17 protein-coding genes are annotated in these 21,768 nt (G+C 58.3%); 8 read left to right on the top strand and 9 right to left on the bottom strand.

Annotation, left to right across the window (positions count from 1 at the left end):
* Positions 1-47 precede the first annotated feature (47 nt).
* Positions 48-722, top strand: a complete 675-nt coding sequence (locus tag QPL95_RS17820; protein WP_303292275.1) for a spermidine synthase — start codon at positions 48-50, stop codon at positions 720-722.
* An 8-nt stretch (positions 723-730) separates the two neighbouring features.
* On the opposite strand, the gene QPL95_RS17815 is transcribed toward QPL95_RS17820, so the two are convergent.
* Positions 731-1,753, bottom strand: a complete 1,023-nt coding sequence (locus tag QPL95_RS17815; RefSeq protein ID WP_303292274.1) for a hypothetical protein — start codon at positions 1,751-1,753, stop codon at positions 731-733.
* 176 nt (positions 1,754-1,929) lie between these two features.
* Here QPL95_RS17815 and QPL95_RS17810 point away from each other — a divergent pair, with 176 nt between their 5' ends.
* The gene (locus QPL95_RS17810; RefSeq protein WP_303292273.1) at positions 1,930-3,774 is read left to right on the top strand and encodes a diguanylate cyclase; all 1,845 of its coding nucleotides are present in this window, start codon (positions 1,930-1,932) and stop codon (positions 3,772-3,774) included.
* Positions 3,775-3,816: 42 nt separating this feature from the next.
* On the opposite strand, the gene QPL95_RS17805 is transcribed toward QPL95_RS17810, so the two are convergent.
* Genes QPL95_RS17805 through QPL95_RS17790 form a run of 4 tightly spaced genes read right to left on the bottom strand, consistent with a single transcriptional unit; the run spans position 3,817 to position 9,558 of the window.
* Positions 3,817-4,422, bottom strand: a complete 606-nt coding sequence (locus QPL95_RS17805; RefSeq protein WP_303292272.1) for a hypothetical protein — start codon at positions 4,420-4,422, stop codon at positions 3,817-3,819.
* On the bottom strand, positions 4,415-5,851 hold the full coding sequence (locus QPL95_RS17800) for a hypothetical protein (RefSeq protein ID WP_303292271.1): 1,437 nt from the start codon (positions 5,849-5,851) through the stop codon (positions 4,415-4,417). The genes QPL95_RS17805 and QPL95_RS17800 overlap by 8 nt, the downstream gene beginning before the upstream one ends.
* Positions 5,844-8,783: a hypothetical protein gene (locus tag QPL95_RS17795; RefSeq protein WP_303292270.1), complete on the bottom strand. Its 2,940-nt coding sequence runs from the start codon at positions 8,781-8,783 to the stop codon at positions 5,844-5,846. Before QPL95_RS17795 ends, QPL95_RS17800 begins: the two co-directional genes overlap by 8 nt.
* On the bottom strand, positions 8,776-9,558 hold the full coding sequence (locus tag QPL95_RS17790) for a hypothetical protein (protein ID WP_303292269.1): 783 nt from the start codon (positions 9,556-9,558) through the stop codon (positions 8,776-8,778). Before QPL95_RS17790 ends, QPL95_RS17795 begins: the two co-directional genes overlap by 8 nt.
* An 87-nt stretch (positions 9,559-9,645) precedes the next feature.
* Between QPL95_RS17790 and QPL95_RS17785 the strand changes: the two genes are divergently transcribed.
* Entirely contained in the window at positions 9,646-10,293 is a 648-nt protein-coding gene (locus tag QPL95_RS17785) for an MBL fold metallo-hydrolase (RefSeq protein ID WP_303292268.1), read from the top strand.
* A 15-nt stretch (positions 10,294-10,308) separates the two neighbouring features.
* Here the strand turns inward: QPL95_RS17785 and QPL95_RS17780 are convergent, their stop codons facing one another.
* On the bottom strand, positions 10,309-11,925 hold the full coding sequence (locus QPL95_RS17780) for a methyl-accepting chemotaxis protein (protein WP_303292267.1): 1,617 nt from the start codon (positions 11,923-11,925) through the stop codon (positions 10,309-10,311).
* 256 nt (positions 11,926-12,181) lie between these two features.
* Here QPL95_RS17780 and QPL95_RS17775 point away from each other — a divergent pair, with 256 nt between their 5' ends.
* Positions 12,182-12,841 carry a hypothetical protein gene (locus QPL95_RS17775; protein WP_303292266.1) on the top strand — a complete coding sequence of 220 codons (660 nt, stop codon included), beginning with the start codon at positions 12,182-12,184 and terminating at the stop codon, positions 12,839-12,841.
* Between the two features lie 33 nt (positions 12,842-12,874).
* Here QPL95_RS17775 and QPL95_RS17770 read toward each other — a convergent pair whose 3' ends face one another.
* Both QPL95_RS17770 and QPL95_RS17765 read right to left on the bottom strand, forming a co-directional pair.
* On the bottom strand, positions 12,875-13,498 hold the full coding sequence (locus QPL95_RS17770; protein ID WP_303292265.1) for an L-threonylcarbamoyladenylate synthase: 624 nt from the start codon (positions 13,496-13,498) through the stop codon (positions 12,875-12,877).
* The gene (locus QPL95_RS17765) at positions 13,495-13,851 is read right to left on the bottom strand and encodes a BolA family transcriptional regulator (protein ID WP_303292281.1); all 357 of its coding nucleotides are present in this window, start codon (positions 13,849-13,851) and stop codon (positions 13,495-13,497) included. Before QPL95_RS17765 ends, QPL95_RS17770 begins: the two co-directional genes overlap by 4 nt.
* 123 nt (positions 13,852-13,974) lie before the next feature.
* On the opposite strand from QPL95_RS17765, the gene QPL95_RS17760 reads away from it, so the two are divergent.
* The 4 genes from QPL95_RS17760 to QPL95_RS17745 all read left to right on the top strand — a co-directional run bounded on the left by QPL95_RS17760 (position 13,975) and on the right by QPL95_RS17745 (position 21,215).
* Positions 13,975-16,137, top strand: a complete 2,163-nt coding sequence (locus QPL95_RS17760) for a DNA topoisomerase III (RefSeq protein WP_303292264.1) — start codon at positions 13,975-13,977, stop codon at positions 16,135-16,137.
* Positions 16,138-16,252: 115 nt separating this feature from the next.
* Positions 16,253-16,981: a response regulator transcription factor gene (locus tag QPL95_RS17755; protein WP_303292263.1), complete on the top strand. Its 729-nt coding sequence runs from the start codon at positions 16,253-16,255 to the stop codon at positions 16,979-16,981.
* Complete coding sequence (locus QPL95_RS17750) at positions 16,974-18,617, top strand: FecR domain-containing protein (protein WP_303292262.1); 1,644 nt, start codon at positions 16,974-16,976, stop codon at positions 18,615-18,617. The genes QPL95_RS17755 and QPL95_RS17750 overlap by 8 nt, the downstream gene beginning before the upstream one ends.
* Before the next feature lie 33 nt (positions 18,618-18,650).
* Positions 18,651-21,215, top strand: coding sequence for a CHASE2 domain-containing protein (locus QPL95_RS17745; protein ID WP_303292261.1), 2,565 nt, complete (start codon positions 18,651-18,653; stop codon positions 21,213-21,215).
* A 24-nt stretch (positions 21,216-21,239) separates the two neighbouring features.
* Here the strand turns inward: QPL95_RS17745 and QPL95_RS17740 are convergent, their stop codons facing one another.
* Positions 21,240-21,683, bottom strand: a complete 444-nt coding sequence (locus QPL95_RS17740; RefSeq protein ID WP_303292260.1) for a fibronectin type III domain-containing protein — start codon at positions 21,681-21,683, stop codon at positions 21,240-21,242.
* Positions 21,684-21,768: the final 85 nt, after the last annotated feature.

Here is a 21,768-nt window from a genome sequence, read left to right as displayed (position 1 = left end):
ATGCATCAGGTTAGAATGCGGCCTGTCCTCGCCACCCGGAATGTCACATGTCCCGCTTCGAAGAAATTGGTACCGCAACCATTCCCGGTAACGGCACCCGGTTGCGCCTGCTGCAACGTAACGACGAATTCTCCATCAAGATTGCCGGCGCCCCCGGTGAGCTGATGAACAGCCGATTGCATGGTTCGGAGGATGCCCTCGCTACCCTGGCCTGCGAACGGCTGTCACACCTGCCCCAGCCACGGGTATTGATTGGCGGGCTGGGCATGGGATTCACCCTCGCTGCGGCTTTGTCGTCGTTGGGCGACACCGCGCAGGTCACTGTAGCGGAGCTGGTTCCGGAGGTGGAGGAGTGGAATCGCGGGCCATTGGGTGCTGCGTCCGGTTACCCGTTAAACGATGCGCGAGCCCGGGTACACATTGGTGATGTGGCGGAGTTGCTCAGACAAGGCAATGGAAACTGGGACGCCATTCTGCTGGATGTGGATAACGGCCCGGAAGGCCTTACCCGCAAGGAAAACAACTGGATTTACTCGCCTGAAGGCATAGCCGCTGCGCAGAAATCCCTGAGTTCCGACGGTATCCTCGCCTATTGGTCTGCTGGCCCTGAACACGCGTTTACCGAGAGGCTCCGCCGCGCCGGGTTTTCAGTAGAGCCCGTCGTCGTCCGTGCCCTGCGCCCCGGCAAGGGTGCAAGGCACACCATATGGCTCGCCTGGTAGTATCCGATTCAGCGACGAGCCGGAACGAACCACAAGCCTATCCGCAGCAGCCATCGCACCACCAGCATCAGCGGTAAAAGCACCAGGAACCAGCCCGGCACCTGCACCATCCAGGGTGGCACACCCAGTACCTTGGCGGCGCCAGCAAACAAGTCATTCAAGAGTACCGGGTGAGTTACCGCCACATAGGCCAGCGCGGCAAATGCCGGCCAACGAGCGTTACTGACCATTACCGAGGCCATTCGACCGGCCCTGGCCACACGGGTGGTGAAGGTGGCTGACCGGGCAGTCACTGTGGTTGCCCGCGCAGTGGTTGCGGCCGCCCTGCCCGCTTTCAGGAATTTCACGGCACTGCCAATGATGACAGCATCCACGGCGGCCCAGCCCAGATCGCTTACGCGAATTTCCTGGTCGGTGCGATAACGGGACTCCAGGGTGCGGATACCGCTGGTGAAGAATTGAGTCACGCCTTCCGTAATGCGTTCGGTCCATATCCACTCAATGCTGCCGTTCGGCGCCACCAGAAACTGACCGGTAAAATCATGGCCTTCCTGATTCGCAAAATTAATCGCGTACCACGCTCTTTGTTCAGGGCTCAGCGTTACTCCGTTGCCGGTGATGCGATTCAGAAGTTCGATGGTTTGTACCGGGTTCTGATAGAAATGAATCGCCGGTGGAATCAGGTTCTCGCCGTGGGTTCTAAGGGCCTGCCTGAACTCCGGCTCTTCGCCGAACAATCCGAATAACAGGCGGGTGTGCACCGGGTAAACATGCAGCGCGGACTGAGCCTTCAGCCAAAGCAGTTCGTCTTCCCGGTAATCCAGCAGCAAGGCCTGAACCGACAAGGGTTGTTCCAGCAAACTCGAATGACGTCCAAACTCGTCTTCGGCCTGCAGAATAACCAGCCGCTCTTCAACCTCCATCGGCTTTGAAACGGCCACGATCAGCGCGGCAGCCAGCAGAGCGGCAACTACGAGCCACCAACCCCTTCGGCGGCGTTCTTTGCTAAGCGGAAACAGCTCTGCTGTCATGGGAAAACCTTGGTGGTGATGGTACTGAGCCTTCCTTATACCCTAAGGCCAATCCGAATGGCTGACAAATCTGGCCGATCGACAAAAGGCGTGATTAAAAGCTACCACAGACGGGTTCAACAAATAGCGAAAACAGCTACTATGAGCCTGTAGATCAATCATACAGAACGGCAAGCATGGATATTCTTGAGCAAAAGCGCCGTATCATCACCACGGCCATCATAGCGGTTGTTCTGACGGGCATTCTTATCGCGGCGATCGTGTCCGCCCCGCTGATCAAGCAGATTCACACCAATGCATCGCAGGCCGCGGGCAGCGTTGCCGATGCCAAAGCCGAAAACATGCGGGCCCTTTTCGCCCTGCACCAGGACATCGCCCGACAAACATCCAGCCGATCAGAGCTCGCGCGGGTTCTCGCCGAGCAGGCCAATGGCGGGTTGTCCGCCAGTGACGTAAAAGCCTATTCAGAGCCTCGCCTGCAAGATGCCGCCGAAGGCATCGAAAACCTGGCGGCACTTGTCCGCTATAACGCCCTTGGTGAAGAAGTTGTGCGAATTGGCCCGATGGCGGATGCATTGCCCGCCACAATCCCGGTGGCACGCAGCACGGATATTCGCATGTTCCAGCTCGCGAACGATTCGATCAGCCAGCCCTTACTGAGTGCGTCCTACCCCGTGCGGTATCAAGGCGAAGTGGTTGGAATGGACCAGCTTCTGTTCACCCTGGAGTCTCTGGAAAGCGTGTTTCAGGCGGATGAAGACACCCGAGTCTGCCTGATCGACTCCGATAAAACCAAGCGTCTGGTGCTGAACCCGGCAACAAGAGCTCTCGAGCTGGTGCCACCGGATGGGTGCCTGACACCGGACGGATACGTCACCACCGACGAGCAGCCCGAATTCTTCCGTTCAACCACCGACGATGGCACCCGGGTGCTGGCCTTTGTGCGCCAGGTTGAGGGCACGAACTGGGAACTGCACATGCACTCGAAAATTTCCCGGGTGTTTGGCGATGTCGTCCGGGATATCACCCTGAGTGTATTGGCCATTCTTTTGTTGTCGGGGCTGGCTGGCCTGGTCGTCTGGCGCTCTCTCCGGCCAGTCTTGCATGCATTGGTGTCACAGGCTTCCCAGATTGCCAAATCCACCGAAGAGTTGCGGCTGGCCTATCAAGTGTTTGAGCATACCCATGAAGCCATTGTCATTTCGGATACATCCCTGAACATTATCCGCGCAAATCCCGCTTTTTCCGAGGCAACAGGCAAAAGCGTCAAAGCCCTCAAAGGTGCCTGCGTACTTGAGTTCCTGGAAACGAGCCAAAGTCTAGACCTGCTATCACAAGACATTCACCGCCAGCTGATTGCTGAAAATGCCTGGCAGGGCGAAGTATGGCTGAAAGCACAGGGGGGTAACCCGGTCCCGAACCTGCTGACCATCTCCCCGGTAAGAAACGAGCGCGGCCAGATCCATCAGCTCATCCAGACTTTCAGCAACATCTCCGAACGGGTAAAGGCTGAGAAGCAAATGATCCGGCTGGCACATTTTGACAGGCTAACCGGCCTGCCAAACCGAACCGCGCTGGACAACCACCTGGACCAATCGATACAGCGGGCGCGCCGTGACGACAGCCACTTCGCCCTGATGTTTCTCGACCTGGACAAGTTCAAGCCGGTCAACGATACCTACGGCCATCAGGCGGGTGACGAGCTGCTCCGGATTGTGGCGCAACGACTAAAACACTGTATCCGCAGCGGGGATGTGGTCGGGCGCCGCGGAGGGGACGAGTTTGTCATCATCACCGGCCCGCTTCAGGGCGAGGACAATGCCCGGCATATCGCGGAGAAAGTGGTCCAGGTGTTGAACGAGACGTTCCACGTCCAAAACGTCAACCTTCAGATTGGCGCATCGGTCGGGGTGGCCCTCTATCCGGACAACGGCGTAACGGCGGAAGACCTCCTGAAAAAGGCCGATGCCGCCATGTACAAGGTGAAGTCCAGCGGGCGTAACAACATGGCCTTTGCCTGAGTCTGCAGCCAGACGAGGCAAACGAGGCCATAAACAATTCGATCAGGCCTGCTCGTATTCCCTGACCAGTTCCTCCAGGAAATACATGCCCGCGGAACTCAGAAAGTAACGGCTGGCACCGCTGCGGAACAGCAGGTTGCGCTTGTCCAGGTACTCCAGTGCTTCCGGCAGGCCTTTGTCGAACCGGGCCGCTCGCAGAATGTCCTGGTACTCCTCATCAGCCCCCATCGTCGCAAGATCCTGCTCTCCGAGCCCCGCATCGGGGCGCCCGAGGTAGTCCAGATCACGACCACTGCGGGCAAAATAACGGCCGATCAACAGCAGAACCACCTGCACCCGGAAGGCATTTTCATCATGTTCTTCGGTTTCGTCGTCGCTGCTTTCCTTGAGGAAGAAGAAAGAGCCGTTTTCGTTGAACACCAGCTCACAGCCCAGGTGCTCGTAGAAGGTTCGGAAATGGGACAGATGGTTATACAGCACGTTGTACAAAGGGTTCGCCACCAGTTCGGAGCGATTGCTGTCCCAGAATTCCCGGACGACCACGCGGCCGGCCTGAAACTCCCGATACAGTGCGGCACTGTGGGCTGGCAGGATGTCATCGAAGCTGCTGGCTGACGAATGCGGCAGCGGGTTGATCGGGTCAGTCATGGTGGTTCTCGGCGGTTAACTCAAGGCGGCGTTTGCGGTACACAAACTGCTCGTTACTGATCTCTGCACTCTCGGCCGGTGCAAGCTCGGATTCCAGAGTCCGGAAGCGGTTGGTGGTGACCACCTGAAAGCCCTCCGGTGGTGTGTTCACCAGGCGGTTCAGGGCCGCCAGCAAATCCGGGAAACGATAGCCCGGAATAAACCCGTCCAGACGACCGTGCAGCTCCCGCACCAGGTCCGTCGTCGGTCGAAGCTCCAGGGCTTCCAGCCATTGATAGAGCTGATTGATACGCTGCACATCCACCCGGGCATGGCGGCCGCTGCCAGCCACCTCCTGCAACACCGGCACTTCCGCCTTGCGGCGCAGGTCGGCCAGGCGCAGGTCGAGCTCGCTGAACAAAAGCTGGTAATAGCTGGATGAGTTACCGAAGGCATAATGCTTCGGCCGCTGCTGCGCCCTGAGGCCAATCAGGAAACCGGTGCTGCGGGCAAAGTTGCCCCCTTCCAGCCATTTTCGGCGCAGGCTGAGGGTTTCGGTTTCGCCCTTGAGCTCCCGCAGTTTGGTGTAGAAGTGTTCCATAGCGTTGTACTGCACCATGCCCCGGCGGGTTTTGCGCAGGAAGTGTTCGACCTCCTGGGCGACGGCCTGAATGGGTTTATACAGCGCATTCAGGCTGAGCGATGAACGGAACAGCTGGTCGGCCAGGCTGTGGTCGCCGTGGTGTTCCAGCAGGCGCACCATGGCTTCCAGAGTCTCAAACAGGTTGCTGCCGTCTGGCAAACGAGTATCCGGGTTCAGGAACACCAGCGTCGGTTTGATGTGGCGCTCATACAGGGTGACTATCTGCTCCAGCAGGTTCTGCCGGAACTCGAGGTACTTGTCCGGCGCGCGGCTGGCATCGCCAGACAGCTCGGCAAACTGGGCGCTGATGGTCTGCATGCGAAGAACGTTCTGGCGTAACAGACCGATCAGTTGGCTGACCCGTTCGTTCAAGTCATCCCTGAGCTCCGTAAAGTCCGGATCCGCCTCGCTGAAACTGCTGAGTTCAAGCCGGTTGCGCACATCCCGAAGGGTCACGAGATGGCCCCTCAACCTGGCATCGGTCAGCTCCTGGTAAAGCGAGGCATTGCAGGCCCGCATCAGGTTAATCAGTGCGTCCTGCAAGATCAGCCGGCGTTCGCCCTCGGCTTTGATGATGTCGATCACCAGGCCCGAGCGGAACAGATTGTCGGTTGTCAGCGCCAGGCGCACCCGGTCCTTGTCTGCCTTTGACAGGGTGCGGGTGTAGTCCATCACCTCCGCCACCAGATCGCTCTCCCGCACATAGCGGGCTTCGTTCCGGTCCATGCGCTCGATCAGCCGGAACAGGATTTTCGGGTGGTCGAACAGCAGGCGCGTGGTGTCCAGGGTACTGAAGCGCTTACTCATCCACCGGCTCCAGCAGGCTGTTCTGGGTGTGGTCGGCCCAGTGGCTCAGGGCTTCGCCGCCAGTGAAGCCCTCGGCACCGCCCCAGAACACCAGTGTGCGCTGCGGGCTGTAGGGCCGTGACGTGCGCATCTGGCCCACTTCCAGGTGGCGACCAATCAGGTAGATGACTTCGGCACTGGCACTGTGGGTCGCCGCTGAGAACAGATTGAAGCCCTGCTGGCTCAGGCGCTGCAGCAACCCGGGCATCTGGCTGACATCCACACTGGCCAGTTCATCCAGCACCATCGGGAACGACAGTTTGACGCCCGGGTACAGCACCCGCTTCAGCAAGCGGTAAACCAGCTCCAGATTGATCAGGGCGGTGGTGGAGGTGGACTGGCCCTTTTTGTCCAGACTGGTGGCGTGTTCCTTGCGGGTACGATAGGAAATACCAGTGATGACTTTGTCCATGGTCAGGCGCTTGCTGCCCTGCTCTCCAAAGAAGTCCGCCACGAAGACCCGCAATCGGTCATAGAAGGCATCCGACTGCAGGTGGTTGCCGTAAGGGTCGATGTTGTTGGCTTCTTCCACCAGGTTGCGGAATTTCGGATCGGTGTGGATGTCCACCCGGATTTCCACCAGATCGTTGATCTGCACCCCTTCCAGCTCCCGGTTGAGCTGGGCCTCAAAACGGCTGATGAATTCGTGGTTGGAGGTCAGCGCCTGGCGATAACTGGCCACGGTTTCGTTGTGAATGGAAATCTGCTCTTCCAGCACTCGCCAGCGTTCGGTCAGGGCAGCAAACAGGTCGGCCAGTGCCTTGAAGGTGTCTCGAATCACCGCCGAAGCCGGGCTGTCTTTTTGCAGTTCGCCGTCAGCATCGTCAAACACGCCCACGTATACAAACTGACGCAGGTGATCGAGAATTTTCCGGCGCAGGTCTTCCAGCTCATCCAGCCGGCTTTGCAACTCCTCAAAAGCCGCAGCCGAGACCTGTTCAAAGGCTAACGGCTGCTCGGCTTGAAGGGCCTTCAGATGCTGGAAGCGATGCTCAGCGGTGCCGACGCTGCGGCTCAGTTGGGCCAGTTCCCGCTCACGCTCTTCAATACGCTCTTTCTCAGCCCGGGCTTTGGCGGCCTTTTGCTGAACCGCCTCCAGCTTTTCCTGTTCCAGCCGGGCTTGCTCATCCAACCGGGCCAGGGTTTCTTCGGCGGCTTTGCGTTCTTCGGTGGCATCGCGCAGGATGGTTGCCGCGGCCGGGTAGCGGGCCAGGGTTTCCAGATCTTTATCGATGGCCCGGATTTCCTTTTCGGTTCGCTCAATCAGACGGGGACGATCCAGCTCTTTGTCGGCGGTGTCGGCCAGTTCCGAGCGCTCTTTCTCCAACCCGTTGAGTTCATCCTCCAGCCGCCGGCGCTGTTCGGCGTAGTCTTCATGCCGGACGGTCTGGGCCGGATACTCGGTATCAAACCAGTCAAACCCTTGACCGTTGGGGGCAAACAATCGAGAAAATGCCTCAATGGTGGCTTTGCTATCGGCATCCAGTGTCTGCCCCGGGCTAGCCATCATCAATTTCGGGTCCACCGCGCGCAGGGGCGCGGCCACCGCCTCGTCCAACTGGTTCTGCAATTGCCACTGCTGTTTGCTTTCGCGCTCTGCCAGCGCGGCCAGCCGGCTTTCCATGCTGCGCTTCTGGGCCGCAAGTTGCTCGAGCCGAACTTCCGCCTGGGCGGCACTTTTCAGGGCGTTGAGATGGCCCTGCTTTCGCTCACGGTCTTCCCGCAGTACCTCGTCAATTTCCTGCAGCGTCATGGTGCCGTACTGGGCGGCCAGCAACTCACCGTTTTTCTGGTCCTGTTCGGCCCGGTTCAGGTTGCGCTCGGCTGCTCGCACCTCCCCTTTCAGGCTGCTGGTTTCCTGCTCCAGCCTTTTCAGGGTCTGCACCACGTGTTTGAGGATGTCGTTCTGATCGGTGTAGGCCTCAACCGCGGCCCGCCGCTGAACGCCCACCTGTTGCAGTGCCGCAGCCAGGCCATCCCGAAAGGCGGCGAAATCGTGCTGGCTTCGCAGCAGGGTCTGATACTTCTGGTAGTCGTTGTTCAGCCTTTCAAACCGGGGGCGCTCTTTTTCAATGCGGTTGAGCTGGGTTTGCTGCTGTTTGAGATGCTCATGGTGGTTCAGGAATTCATCGATATTGAAATCGAAGGCATCGTCGGAAAACTTCTTGTCGGCTTCAATAATGCTCGCCACGGCGTTGGCCATAGCCTGGTCATCCGCCTTCATTTCAAACAACAGCAGTATCAGGGTGCGAAGCGACTGAACCTTGCGCTCATCAGATTCCCCCAAAGGCAACACCGAGTAGCGCACCGCGTCTGCATTCATCAGTTCGCTACTGTAGAGCATGGTTTTCAGTTTGGCTGGATCGTTCACAAACCGGGTGTCTTTCGACAACTTTTTCAGGGCGTCCGAGAGCCGGCTGAAGGACAGCTCCGGCACTGCCTGGCCAATGCCCTCCGGGTCGTCGCCGTTCCAGAACAGCGGGCGCAACTGGTCATAGGGCACGGGCACAAACGCGCGGCCATAACTCAGCTGACTGCTGTTGTCCCGGTACAGAATCTGGCAATGAGTACCGGCCGGGTTTTCCGCCTCAACAATCAGGAAGCTGAACTGGCTGGGGAAATAATGCTGGTAGCTTTCTTCGTTGCTGTAGAAGCTGCCGGCGCTGGCATTGCGGAAGGCAAACTTCTTCCGGCTGTTTTTAAAGTTGTTTTCCGGCAGCAGGAACAGGCGCAGGGAGTTCAGCAAACTGGATTTGCCCAGGTTGCCCGGCCCCAGAATCAACCCGTGATGGGTGACCGGAATTTCCACGTAACAGAAGCCGGCAGAGTCCACCAATACCAGGCGGCGAATGCCAAAAGTGAAAGCGCTTGGGCTCGCCTGTGAATCAGTCATCCAGAATCATCTCCTGTTCCATGAATTTGCCGGTGGCGCGAAACGCCCGGGCCAGATCAATAAACCCGAGATCTTCCGCCAGGGAAACCGCTTTTGTAAACCGTTCTGTGGATTTCGGCGCCATCCGGAACCGGTTCAGCCAGGGCTGCCAGTCCGCAGGCTGAACAAAGCAGGCTCTGTCGCCCAGATAACGGGCCATGGTAGCAAACATCTGCAGGCCTCCGGCATCGTAATCGAAGGCGCAGAACACCCGGCGATAACCCGCCAGCCATTTCAGCGTCGCGGCCTGGGCAATCCGGTTGCCGCCACCCAGCAGCACATCACAACGGGTCAGGTCCAGCGGGCTGCCGGCCGTGTCGCTGGCAAAATCCAGCATTTGCCGGTAGTGATAGAAGTTCTGTTCATTCTCGATCACCAGTGCATCGGCAGCAGGCTGAAAACCGATATTCACGTCGTCACCGGCAATCACCAGAGTATCGGGCCGCGGCCCCGGCGACGCCTCGTGATAGGCCAGGATAAAACTCACGCCGGTGGTGTGCCGGTGGGAGTCGCCCTGCCGGGCCGCTTCCACCCGGCTGGCCGGTATGGTGGCCATGGCGGCCAGCTCGACGAAGGCTGCTTCATCCTCAACCGTCACCCGCCAGCGATTGGCAGACACTTTCTGTGTGCTGAACATCTCTCGATGGGAACGGCGATACGGCTCAGGCAACGACTTCAGAAAGGCCGTGTAATTCACCGGCTCACCTTTGCGTATTTTTTCCAGATAATCGTTCAATCCATCACCCGTTCCAGTCAGCTTGAAAACTCGAGCCCGAAGCCAAATACCATTACCATAGCGCCAAAATACTACCCGAGGCTGATTATGTCCCTGAAATACCGAATTGTGCCGGTAACGCCTTTCGAACAAAACTGCACGCTGATCTGGTGCGAAGAAACTCGCAAAGCGGCGGTGGTCGACCCGGGCGGAGACCTCAGCCGTATTCGCGCCGCCATTGAGGCGGAGGGCGTCACCGTTGAGAAGATCCTGCTGACCCACGCCCACATTGACCATGCCGGCGGCACCGCCGAGCTGGCCAAATCGGCAGGCATTGCCATTGAGGGGCCACATAAAGAGGATAACTTCTGGATTCAGGGGTTACCGATGCAGGCCCAGATGTTCGGATTTCCCGTGCCTGAAGTGTTCACCCCCGATCGCTGGCTGGAGGATGGCGACACCGTCACCGTGGGCAACCAGACCCTGGAGGTATTGCACTGCCCCGGCCACACACCGGGGCATGTAGTGTTTTTCCATCGGAGCTCGCAGCTGGCGCTGGTGGGTGATGTGCTGTTTAACGGCTCCATCGGCCGCACCGACTTCCCGAAAGGCGATCACGCCACCTTGATCCGTTCCATCCGTGAGAAACTGTTCCCGCTCGGCGATAACATCGCCTTTATCTCGGGGCACGGGCCCATGTCCACCTTTGGACAGGAGAAGGCCACCAACCCGTTTGTGTCTGATCACCGGGGTTAAAGCACCCCGGCCGAATTATTTCTGGGACAGGCGGAACTGCTCTACGGTTTTGCGGAGGGTTTCCGCCATCGCCAGCAGGTCGCCGGCAATGCGGGCGGTTTCCTGAGCGTCGCCGGAGGTTTGCTCCGCTGAGCGGCTGATTTCGATTACGTTCTGGTTGATGGATTCAGACACGTCGCTCTGCTCGTTGGCGGCGTTTTCCATCTCTTCATTCAGCCCGGTAATTTCGCGGACCGCAGCGGCAATGGTCTGCAGTTCGCTCTCCACTTTCAGAATGGCGTCGACCTGATGTTGGGCCATTTCAGACGCATGGCGCATAGTGCCCACGCATTCGACCACTTCTTTTTTCAGACCGTTAATGGTCTTACGGATTTCTTCCGTAGAATCCTGCGTGCGCGAAGCCAGTGCCCGCACTTCATCGGCAACCACCGAGAACCCTCGGCCCTGCTCACCCGCGCGCGCTGCCTCGATGGCCGCGTTCAGGGCCAGCAGGTTGGTCTGATCCGCTATTTCGGAGATCAGCTCCAACCGGGTTGCCATTTCCGTGGTGCGCTGGTCCAGTTGCTCGATGCGATGCGCGCCGTTTTGGACCTCGGTATTGAGCGATTCAATACCCTGCACAGCGTTACGCGCAAGCTGCTCACCGGTTTCCGCCGCTCGAGTGGTATCCGCCGATTTCCGAGCCGTGGTCACGGCATTTTCCCGCACCTGAACAGCCGAGGCTGCCATCTCCGTGGTGGCGCTGGCCACCTGGTCGGTGTTGTCTTTCTGGGCCAGCACTTCCCGTTCGGTGGTTTCAGCCTTGGCTGAAATGGTTCTGGCCGCGGTTTCCACCTGCGCGGCGTTTTCCATCACGGTGTGCATACTTTCCCGGATTTTCGACATCATGCGGTTGAATGCCCTGGACACCGAACCGATTTCATCGTTTCTGGCCACGTCCAGCTCAATGGAAAGGTCAGAGTTACGGGAGATTTCATCCATTCTGTCGTGCAGTCGGCGCAGCCGGGAGAACACCAGGCGGCCCAGCACCACGGCCGTCAGCACGAAGATCACGACAAAAATCAGAATCTGGATACCACCACTGAACATCAGCTGTTGCTGCAGCCTGGCGTCGCTCTTGGCCAGAGAATAATCCACGCGAATGGCGCCCAGCACATCCCCTTCCTGGCTTTGGTGGCAGCCATGACAATTCACACCCTGGTAATCGGCCCGCGCGATGACCGGTTCAATCAGCGTGTAGACCCGACCCTCTTCATTGCTGGAATAATGCTCAACTCGCTCTCCGCCCAGTGCCTGAACATCCAGAGCTTCACGGCGCTGCTCTTCGGCACTGCCGGCACCGAACATGGCATTAAGCTGATCGCTGCGAATAACCCGAACATCCAGAACCTCCTCCGGAGCCATCACCTTCTCGCGCAGCATATTCCGGTTGCTGATGGTGCCAGTCACCATCATGGTGTTGAGCCCGTCGAAAAACGATTTCGCCAAACCGTCAACGTACTTGTGGCTGTATTCCTCGAGGTGAGACCGCTGAGACTGCGCGCTGAATACGACGGTAAAAACCAGAATCACGGAAAACGCCGCAGCCAGTGCTGCCAACAAAAGAAAGCGGATTGAATATTGTTTTTTCATGGTACCCCGGCGGAGGACGATCAACGGAAACGCTAAAAGGTATGACGGCGGTCTGGCGGATAACTTTATAGATATCGCTCAACTTTTTTATGACTCAGGTCAGCCCGCCTGCAACTTCGGCGCGGCCTTGCAAAGTTTTACATTTCACAACTGTCGCGCTTGAAAACCAAGCTGGCCCGAAAACTGCTTAATCCTCTCAAAGCTACTCGAGCAACAGAATTCCGGCAGATCTTGACCGCCCAGGGGGAAACACACCATGTCTTTGCTGACATCTCTGATTCAAGCCAGCACCCGCTTTCAGCAAGCCATGGACAACCGCCAGGCTCCGGCTGAACAGCCCGGGAATAGCCCGGTTAACGAGGCCCATAAACCGGAGGCGGCCGGCAGTCCAGGAGGCGACCGATTCACCCCTTCAGACCAGGTGGGGCAAGACCCGGCCAGCCTGAAAACCCGAAAGCTGCCGCTGAACCAATACAAACAGACCGTGGCGCAGGATTTGTCTTTTATTCGAGATACCCTGCGGCACAAACTTGCCGAGTACAATCTTCACCCGGCGACCGCGGTGAATGTCAGCAAAGGCGAAAACGGTAAAACCGTCGTTGAAGGCAAGTTTTCCGATGAGTTGCGGAGCAAAATAGAACAGGATTTGAACAACAATCGCAGCTTCTCTGAGGCCTTCAGCCGCCTCAGCGTAAGCGAGCCCACACTGCACTTTATGGATAACGCCCTGAAGCTGAATCAGGCTTACGGTGTGAGCAACTCTCTGCTGAACTCACTGGTCAGTGAAAACCAGCAATTCAATGGTTTGCAGGATGTGCTGCACCGATTCGACAATCTGCGCCGCAACTCCAGCTCCGGCGCAATGGCGGGCGCTGACCCGCAGCGTTACGCGTTCAACCTGAACACCCGGGCCTGATCAGGCCCGGGTGTTCGCCTCATATGGCACCCATTAAACCTGGAACGGTGCCGGATCGCCCTTACCCACGCGAGTCACTTCCGGTACATCCCCGGTGAAGTTCACCACGGTCGTCGCTTCCATGCCGCAGAACCCGCCATCAATAATCAGGTCGAGTTCGTGCTCCAGGGTATCCCGAATCTCGTACGGGTCTGTCATGGGCTCGGTTTCGCCTGGCAGAATCAACGTGCTACTCATAATCGGCTCACCCAGTTCGCCCAGCAATTCCCGAACGATCTCGTTATCCGGTACTCGAACACCGATGGTCCGGCGCTTGGGATGCAGCAATCGGCGCGGCACCTCACTGGTGGCATCCAGAATGAAGGTGTAAGCGCCGGGGGTGAATGTTTTCAACAATCGGTACTGAGTGTTGTCAACCTTCGCGTATACGCCGATATCCGACAGATCACGACACACCAGGGTAAAGTTATGCTTGTCGTCGAGCCGGCGAATACGTTTGATCTTGTCGGCCGCTTGCTTGTCACCCAGGTGACAGCCAAGTGCGTAGCCGGAATCGGTGGGGTAAACAACCACGCCGCCCTTGCGAATGATATCCACCGCTTGCTTGATCAAACGTTTCTGCGGCGTTTCCGGATGAATCTGAAAAAACTGGCTCATGAATCGGCTCCCTGTTTCAATTTTTCGGCCATCGAGGCATCCCCTTTTGAGCCCCCCATGCAATTCGGCGAATCGGGCGTCGCCTGCCCGGACTCAGCCCACTCTTCCGGTGTGTACAGGTGCAGTGCCAACGCATGTACCGGCCCGGCCATTTCATCAGCAAGTATCTTGTAGACCATCTGATGCCGCCTTACCTTCATGACACCGTCAAAAGCACCTGAAACCAGAGTCACCTTGAAGTGCGTTTCAGAATTCGGTGGTACCGAGTGCATATGGCTCTCGTTCTCCACGGCCAGCAGCGCCGCCTCCAACGCATGGTTCAGCTTGGTTTCAATCGCATTCTGGACATTCATACTCAATACACTCTCCGATCCGTTTAGTGACCAGTCTACTACACAATTCCACCCGCCCCCGAGCCTTGACACCAAAGAGGTAAACCGCCACATTCCCAAGCCATTTTCAGAACACCAGACACCATGCACCTGTACATAGCCGAAAAACCCAGCCTGGCACGCGCCATTGCCGCCGCCCTCCCTGAACCACACCAGAAGGGCCAGGGCTGGATTCGCTGTGGCAAAGGCAAAACGGCGGTTACCGTTAGCTGGTGCATCGGCCATCTGCTGGAACCTGCCGAGCCCGCACGCTACAACCCGGCCTGGAAAAAATGGCGCCTGGAAGACCTGCCCATGTTCCCGGAACACTGGCAACTGTCTCCCAAGGACAGTGTAAAGCAGCAACTCAGCGTGCTGGAATCGTTGATTCAGCAGGCTGACCTCATCACCCACGCCGGCGACCCTGACCGGGAAGGCCAGTTGCTGGTGGACGAAGTCATCCGGTTTTTCGGCTCAAAAGCACCGGTAAAACGCGTACTGATCAACGATCTGACCCCCAACGCCGTTGCCCGCGCCATTGCCTCGCCCCGGGAGAACAAAGAGTTTCGGCGGCTGTCTCACTCGGCCCTGGCCCGACAGCGGGCGGACTGGTTATACGGCATCAACCTGACACGCTTTTATACCCTGACTTACCAACATCAGGGTGAGCAGGGGGTCTATTCCGTCGGCCGGGTACAAACTCCGGTTTTGGGCCTGGTGGCCGAGCGGGACAACGCCATCGAAAACTGCCAGCCCAAGCCCTGGTTCCGCATTGAGGGGCAGTTCCAGGCAGCCGATGAACAATCTGACCAACGCCCGTTTACCGCACGCTGGCTGCCTGATGAACAGTTCCAGCAGCACCTGGATGAAGAGGGTCGGCTGCTCAGCCGCGAGATCGCCGAACAGATCGCTCATGCCGTCAACGGCAGGCCCGGAAACATTATCGAATCCCGGTTCCGGGATCGGCCGGAGCCACCGCCACTGCCGCTGTCGCTGTCGGCACTGCAAATCGAAGCGGGCCGACTGTTTCGCATGGGTGCCAAAGAGGTGCTGGACACCGCACAGAACCTCTACGAAAAGCATCAACTGATCACCTACCCGCGCTCCGACAGCCGTTATTTGCCGGAAGGCCACTTCAGTCAGCGGGAACAGGTTATCCGCGCGATTGGCCGGACCGCACCGGAACTGGAAAGCATCACCGGCCAACTGGACACCCACCGCAGATCTGCCGCCTGGAACGATAAGCAAGTCGATGCCCATCACGCCATTATTCCGACGGTACGACCGTCGGCCAATGCAAAACTCACCGAAGCGGAACAGAAAGTGTACGGCCTGATCGGCCGGTATTACTTGATGCAGTTTTGCCAGGACGCCGTCCACAGGGAAGGCAAACTGACAGTGCAAGTGCAGGATCACAGGTTTCGGGCAACCGAAACTGCCTTACTCACGCCCGGCTGGAAGGCCCTGGAACTCAAGCTCAAGGAGAGCAACAAGGAGCCGCAGAAACCACCACTGCCCAGGCTGGAACGCAGCGAGCCGGTCATCTGCAACAGCGCCAGCGTGACCGAACGCAAAACTCAGCCCCCCCAATACTTTACCGATGCCACTCTGCTTTCGGCCATGACCAACATAGCCCGCTTTGTCGCCGATACAGAGTTACGCAAAACCCTGCGAGAGACCGACGGCCTGGGCACAGAAGCAACCCGGGCAGCCATTATCGATACCCTGTTCCGGCGTGATTATCTGTTCCGTGAAAAACGCTATATTCGCGCGACCGACAAAGGCAAGGCACTGATTGCCGCACTGCCGGACTCCATTCGCACACCGGACCGAACCGCGGTTTGGGAAGCCACGCTGGAAGGCATTCGCCGCGGCGAGGATGACCCAAAAACCTTCCTCGACAATCTGAAAGCGGAAATTCTGGCATTCATGAACCGGGTGGAGGCACCCAAAGACCCCCAGCAACAGGAGCAGAGCATCCACTGCCCCAAATGCCGGGCGCCCATGGTGCAACGGGAGGGCAAATTCGGCACCTTTTACGCCTGCACGAGATACCCTGATTGCACCGGCACTCGCCCTTTGGAAGACAATCAACCCCAGGACGGAAGCGGCCAAAAGCCGGTCCCATGCCCTCACTGTTTTTCACCTCTGGTTCGGCGCAAAAGCAAAAAAGGCTGGTTCTGGGGCTGCAGTAATTTCCCGGGCTGCCGACAAACGGTCGATGACGATAACGGCAAGCCCGCCCTGCGTTTACGGAATTCTACATAACGATACTGAACGCAGGCTCATTTTCTGGAATAATTGCACGATACTGCAGAGTGGGCCGTTTCCGCTCTGCGCACAGGCAATCTGAACCAGGCAACACGATAGAGGGCCAAGCTAGATGCGCATTGCTCTGCTGGAAGACGAACTTGAACAAGCGCAACACATCCAGTCCATTCTGTCCGAGAAAGGGCACGACTGCGACAGCTTTGCCACCGGTCAATCCTTCCTGGGTGCTGTGCTGCACCGCAGTTACGATCTCATTATTCTCGACTGGCAAATACCCGACATGACCGGCATTGAAGTGCTGGAGAGCGTTCGCGCTCACCTGGACTGGCCGGTGCCCGCGGTGTTCCTGACCCAGAGAGACAGCGAAAGCGACATTGTGCGCGCCCTGGATGCCGGTGCGGATGACTACATCGCAAAGCCGGCCCGCGCAGCGGAGCTGGTAGCCCGCATCAACGCGCTGGCGCGCCGCACCCATCCGGAAAGCGACAAGGAGTCGCTGGTCTACGGTCCGTTTGAAGTCAACACAAACCAACGCAGTATCCAGCTGCACGGTGCGCCGTTAACCTTGACCGACAAAGACTTCGACCTGACGCTGTTCCTGTTTCAGAACCAGGGGCGCCTGCTCACGCGGGAAGTTTTGCTTGAACGGGTGTGGGGCCTGACCAGAGACATCAACACGCGCACAGTTGATACTCACATGAGCCGACTGCGCCGGAGACTGGGGCTCAACCCCGAGAACGGCTTTCGTATTAAAACCATCTATCAGCGCGGTTACCGGCTGGAAGCCGTCAAACCGGGCGAGACGAGCGAAGCTGTCAACGAACGAGCCGCTAATGCCTGACCTGATCCACCACGCTCTCCGCCAGTTCATCGTGACCGCGCTGGCCACACTGATGGCGCTGCTGCCCAGCCTGGCCGTAGCGGAGCTGTCCATTACCAATGGGTCAGCAGCCCTGGCCAGCCAGCCAGTTGAAACCGCACCTGAGTGGGTTTATACCCTGCGCCCTGGTGATACCCTGGCCAGCATTTCCGCGTCTTTACTCCAGAAATCTGCCAACGGCCAACGCCTGCTGGCGCACAACGGCCTGGCGGCCAACACCCGGCTTGAAAGCGGCGACACCCTTCGCATACCGGTGTTCTGGCTGAAACGTCAACCGGAACCCGCCAGAGTGACCTCAGTCAGCGGCAATGTTCAGCACATATCCGGCTCTGACGGCCGCAAAACACCGCTCACCGGGCAATCGCTGGTGCGCGTTGGCGACGAAGTACTGTCTGGCGCCGGCTCCGCCACGCTTGAGCTTGCAGATGGCTCCGAACTGCGCATTGCCCCCAACACCCGCCTGATGTTCAATCGGCTGACCCAGTACGGCAAGGCCGGCATGGTCGACACCCGCCTGCGACTGCAAAAAGGGGAAGTGCACACCCGCGTCAAACCTCTCATTGAGGGTGGGTCCCGTTTTGAAATTGAAACGCCCTCGGCGGTGGCAGCCGTGCGCGGAACCGTCTTTTCGATGCAAACCAACGCCTCTGGCAGCAGCATTCAGGTAAAACATGGCGCGGTGGATTTTGGCCGACCCGGCCAAACCCGAAGAGTGCCAGCCGGATACGGTGCCAGTGTCGAAATTACCGGCACCCGAGGCATGAGCATTCGCCAATTGCCGCCGGCTCCGGCCATCAACGCGATTGGCCCGGTGCTTGATCGACTGCCCGCTGAACTCAGCTGGCAGCCCGGCCCCACGCCAATGCACCGTGTCGATGTATTTGAAAAAGAGTCCGGCGACTGGGTTCAAAGCCGGGAAGTCACCGGCAACCGGTTCACGATTGGCCAGCTCGACAACGGCGAGTATGAAATTCAACTGGCCGCTCTGGACCACAAGGGTATCGCCGGAATGCCGGCGACAGCCTCCGTGGAGGTTGATTTACAGGCCATTGAACCTGTCCTCCAGGTTCCAGCCCCAGGCGAAAGTGTCAACGACGACATGCCGGAATTCCGCTGGCAGCTTAACGGCACGAACGAACTCGCCCGGGTTGAAATCGCTGAAGATGACAGCTTCCAGCGGCTGATCACCACCAGCGAGTGGGCCCCGGAAAGCAAAGCCCTGCCGTCCCGCCCGCTGAGCCCGGGCAGGTATTTCTGGCGGGTAGTGACCGAAGCTGGCGGCAATTCCGTCGCCACGTCCGAACCCCGGGAGCTGATTGTCAACGGCACCCTGCCACCGGTCAGAATCATCAATGTGAACTATCTGGACAGCCAGGTGCGGGTGTTCTGGGAAAAGGCCGATACCGCCAAAGAGTACCGCCTTCAGCTTTCCGAGGAACCCGCATTCCGCAACATCATCAAGGAGGCAGACGTAGCGGATACCACAGCGGCCTTGCGCCTGATTCCCGGAAGAAGGTATTTTGTGCGCGTCAAAGCGCTCTCCGAAGGCCCACTCGCCAGCCGATGGGGCCCCGGGCGGGAACTGTATCTCGAATAGATCGCTGCAAACCTAACGACGATTGCAAGGCCCATGATTAGGGACTGGTTAACAATAAGAACAACACCTTGGTCCCTGGGCCTGCTGCTGCTTGGCACCCTCGCCCTGTTTCAGCTAACCGGCCTGCCCGAACGACTCAACCACTGGATTTACGACAAAGCCATTACCAACTGGCGGGCTCCGGTCAGCAGTCAGGTCATCATTGTTGCGATTGACGAGTTCAGCCTCGGGCGGCTTGGCCGCTGGCCCTGGCCCAGAAGCACCCACGGCGACTTGATTGATGAACTGCACGAATCCGGCGCCGAAACGGTGGTACTGGACATCCTGTTTCCGGAACCCTCAGCGCACGACCCCCGGCTTGCAGACGCCATACGCGGCCACGGACAGGTGGTACTCCCTCTTCATCTTTCCGCCAGCACCCAGCACCAGCTGATAAGTGAACAGATGCCCGTCCCTCAGCTGGCTGAGGCCGCCCAGGCCATGGGCCATGCTCATATTGAGCTAGACAGCGACGGCGTTGCGCGCGGCATATACTTGCGCAACGGACTGGCGGGGCAACTCTGGCCTACTCTGGCCCTGGCGCATCAAACCGTCGCCGTGCGACAAACCTCTACAGGCCTGCCCGGTTATCTCAATGTCCGGGAGAACTATCGCCGGGTACCGCTGGCAGGCGGCGCCGGTACACTGCCAACCATCTCTTACGCCAGCGTCATTGAAGGTGCCTATCCGAAGGGTCTATTCGCAGGTAAAACGGTATTCGTGGGTGCAACCGCCGCCGGCTTCGGGGACATCCTGCCCACCCCTTTTTCGGGGCTCAGCCAGCCAATGCCAGGCGTGGAGTTTCACGCGAACGTCTACTCGGCCAATCAACAGGGGCTGCTGATTACCGAGGCACCCAGATGGCTGTCGCCGTTGATCAACCTGCTCGTTCTGATGATCTTGGCTTTGCTGCTGCCACGGCTGCGACCAGCGGGCACGGTAGCTGCCTGCCTGTCGATGTTCCTTACTTTGACAGCCGGCTACCTGTTTTTACTGCTGCTTTTCAGGCTGCATTTACCCGCCGCCCACACTCTGCTGCTGCCACTGATTGCCATGCCGATTGCCAGTGGCCTCAGGCTTGCCATGACCAATCGTTTTCTGAACCGGCAGCTGGATAACATGGCGCGCACCCCTAAACTTTCGCTGCCCCAACCTGCAAACCGACAACCCGCACAACTACTCACCCACTTCCGTGCATTCCTGCAGCCCGAGGGCTGGTTTCTGGCTGAAGACAACGAGATCCTGGAAGCGAAAGGCATGACACTGGCACAGGCACCCTACCTGCCGGAAACCGGTCGGTGGGTCCATCAGCTGAATCAAAGCTGGATACCGCTGACACGAGGCCATTCCAGATATGTGATTGGCTTGACCCTGAACAACGATCTCAGCCGTGAAGTCACACAGCGTTATCTCCAGCAACTGGTTCTGGAGCCCGACACCCATCGCCAACCCGGGCGTCACCCCCGGGAAAACATCTCAGCCCGCATCGAAAAAGTACAACTGGCAACCGAACGCCTGACCCAGATGCAGGCATTTATTCAACGCAGCTTCCAGCACATGCCGGACGGTATCATCGTCACCGACGAGCTGGCCGTCATCCGGTTCACCAATGGGCACATTGAAGACTGGTTTCGTGAACCCATGCCCAGCCTGAGCGGCATGCCACTGACCAGCTTGCTGGAAGGCCACGACCCCAGAGACAACCCACCCTGGCATGAAACCGTATCGGAAACCCTGACTCTCAAGGAAAGCCGCACGGTAGACCTGAAAGTTCACGGCAAGGACTTTCTCATACACTTTGCTCCCTTCGCCCTGCCCGGCAGTGGTCAGTCTGGCATTATTGCCAACATCTCGGACATTTCCGAACTGCGGGAACAGCAGCGCCAGCACCGGGAAGCCATCGACTTTATTTCCCACGACGTTCGCTCGCCACTGGTCTCTCAGCTGGCTTTGATCGAACAACTCAAGCGGGAGCCGGGCCATATCGACGAACACCAACTGGATCAGCTGGGAAAACTGGCAAGGCGCAGTTACAGCCTGGCAGAGGAGTTCGTGCAACTGGCCCGTGCCGAGCAACTCTCGGAAACCCGCTTCTACGAATGCGAGCTGCTGGCCATCGTAGAAAATGCCAGAGACAGCGTGTGCGAGCAGGCTCTTGAGAAGGGTATCCAGCTGCAACTGACCGGTACTGAAGATCTATGGCTGAAAGGCAATGCAGAACTTCTTGAGCGGGCGGTGATCAATCTGCTCACCAATGCGGTTCAGTACAGCCCGTCCGGCACCACGATCAGTGTTGAGGTTTATCGAGCGGGGCACCTGGCCTGCCTGGCTATTGCCGATGAAGGCTCGGGCATAGACACCGACGAACTGCCCTACCTGTTCGACCGGTACCACCGCCAAAGGCGCAGTGAGTTAGCCGGCCATCACGGCACAGGGCTGGGGCTTTCGTTTGTCAAAACGGTGGTGGAAAAACACAAAGGTGACATCACGGTCGACTCGACCCTCGATGAAGGCACCACGTTCACTCTGAAACTGCCAATGGCCGATCCAATGAGTTAACCGGCCACCCTGCAGCAGACCCATTCAGGACTGAATAGTCTTACTGACCGGCTCGGACGGTTCACTAATCAGGCCCTGGGTATCCTGAACCTGGATGGTAAAGTACCAGGTGCCCGCAGCCAGATTCTCGACCGTGTACGACATGTCGGCATAAGACTCAGCGTTATCCACCACCACTTCACGGCTCAGATCATCAGCGCTCTGGCCATACCGGATGACGTACTTATCCAGCTCGCCCATGGCGATGCCGTCACCATTCACCCGGGTAGACGGTGCCGACCAACTCAGTACAGCAGTATTCGCAGCGGCCTTGGTACCCTCTGATGCCACCACTGAATTACCACTGGAGGTCGAACCAGAAGCAGACGTGCCCGCCTCATCGGAGCCACCTCCGCCACAGCCTGCAAGCAACATCCCAACTGTAAACGCGGCAATCCATGCCTTTGACACTTTGATGACGCGTTTCATATGCTTTCCGCACCGGTTTTCCGTCGATTTTGTGAAATTCTATAAAATCGAGGCGCAAACCGATGCGAATAGCATCATTTTTTAC

Origin of the sequence: Marinobacter sp. SS5-14b (assembly GCF_030541005.1) — a bacterium.
Taxonomy (GTDB): domain Bacteria; phylum Pseudomonadota; class Gammaproteobacteria; order Pseudomonadales; family Oleiphilaceae; genus Marinobacter.
The sequence above is the reverse complement of the archived record's forward strand: the minus strand, read 5'-3'. Positions and strand labels throughout refer to the sequence as shown.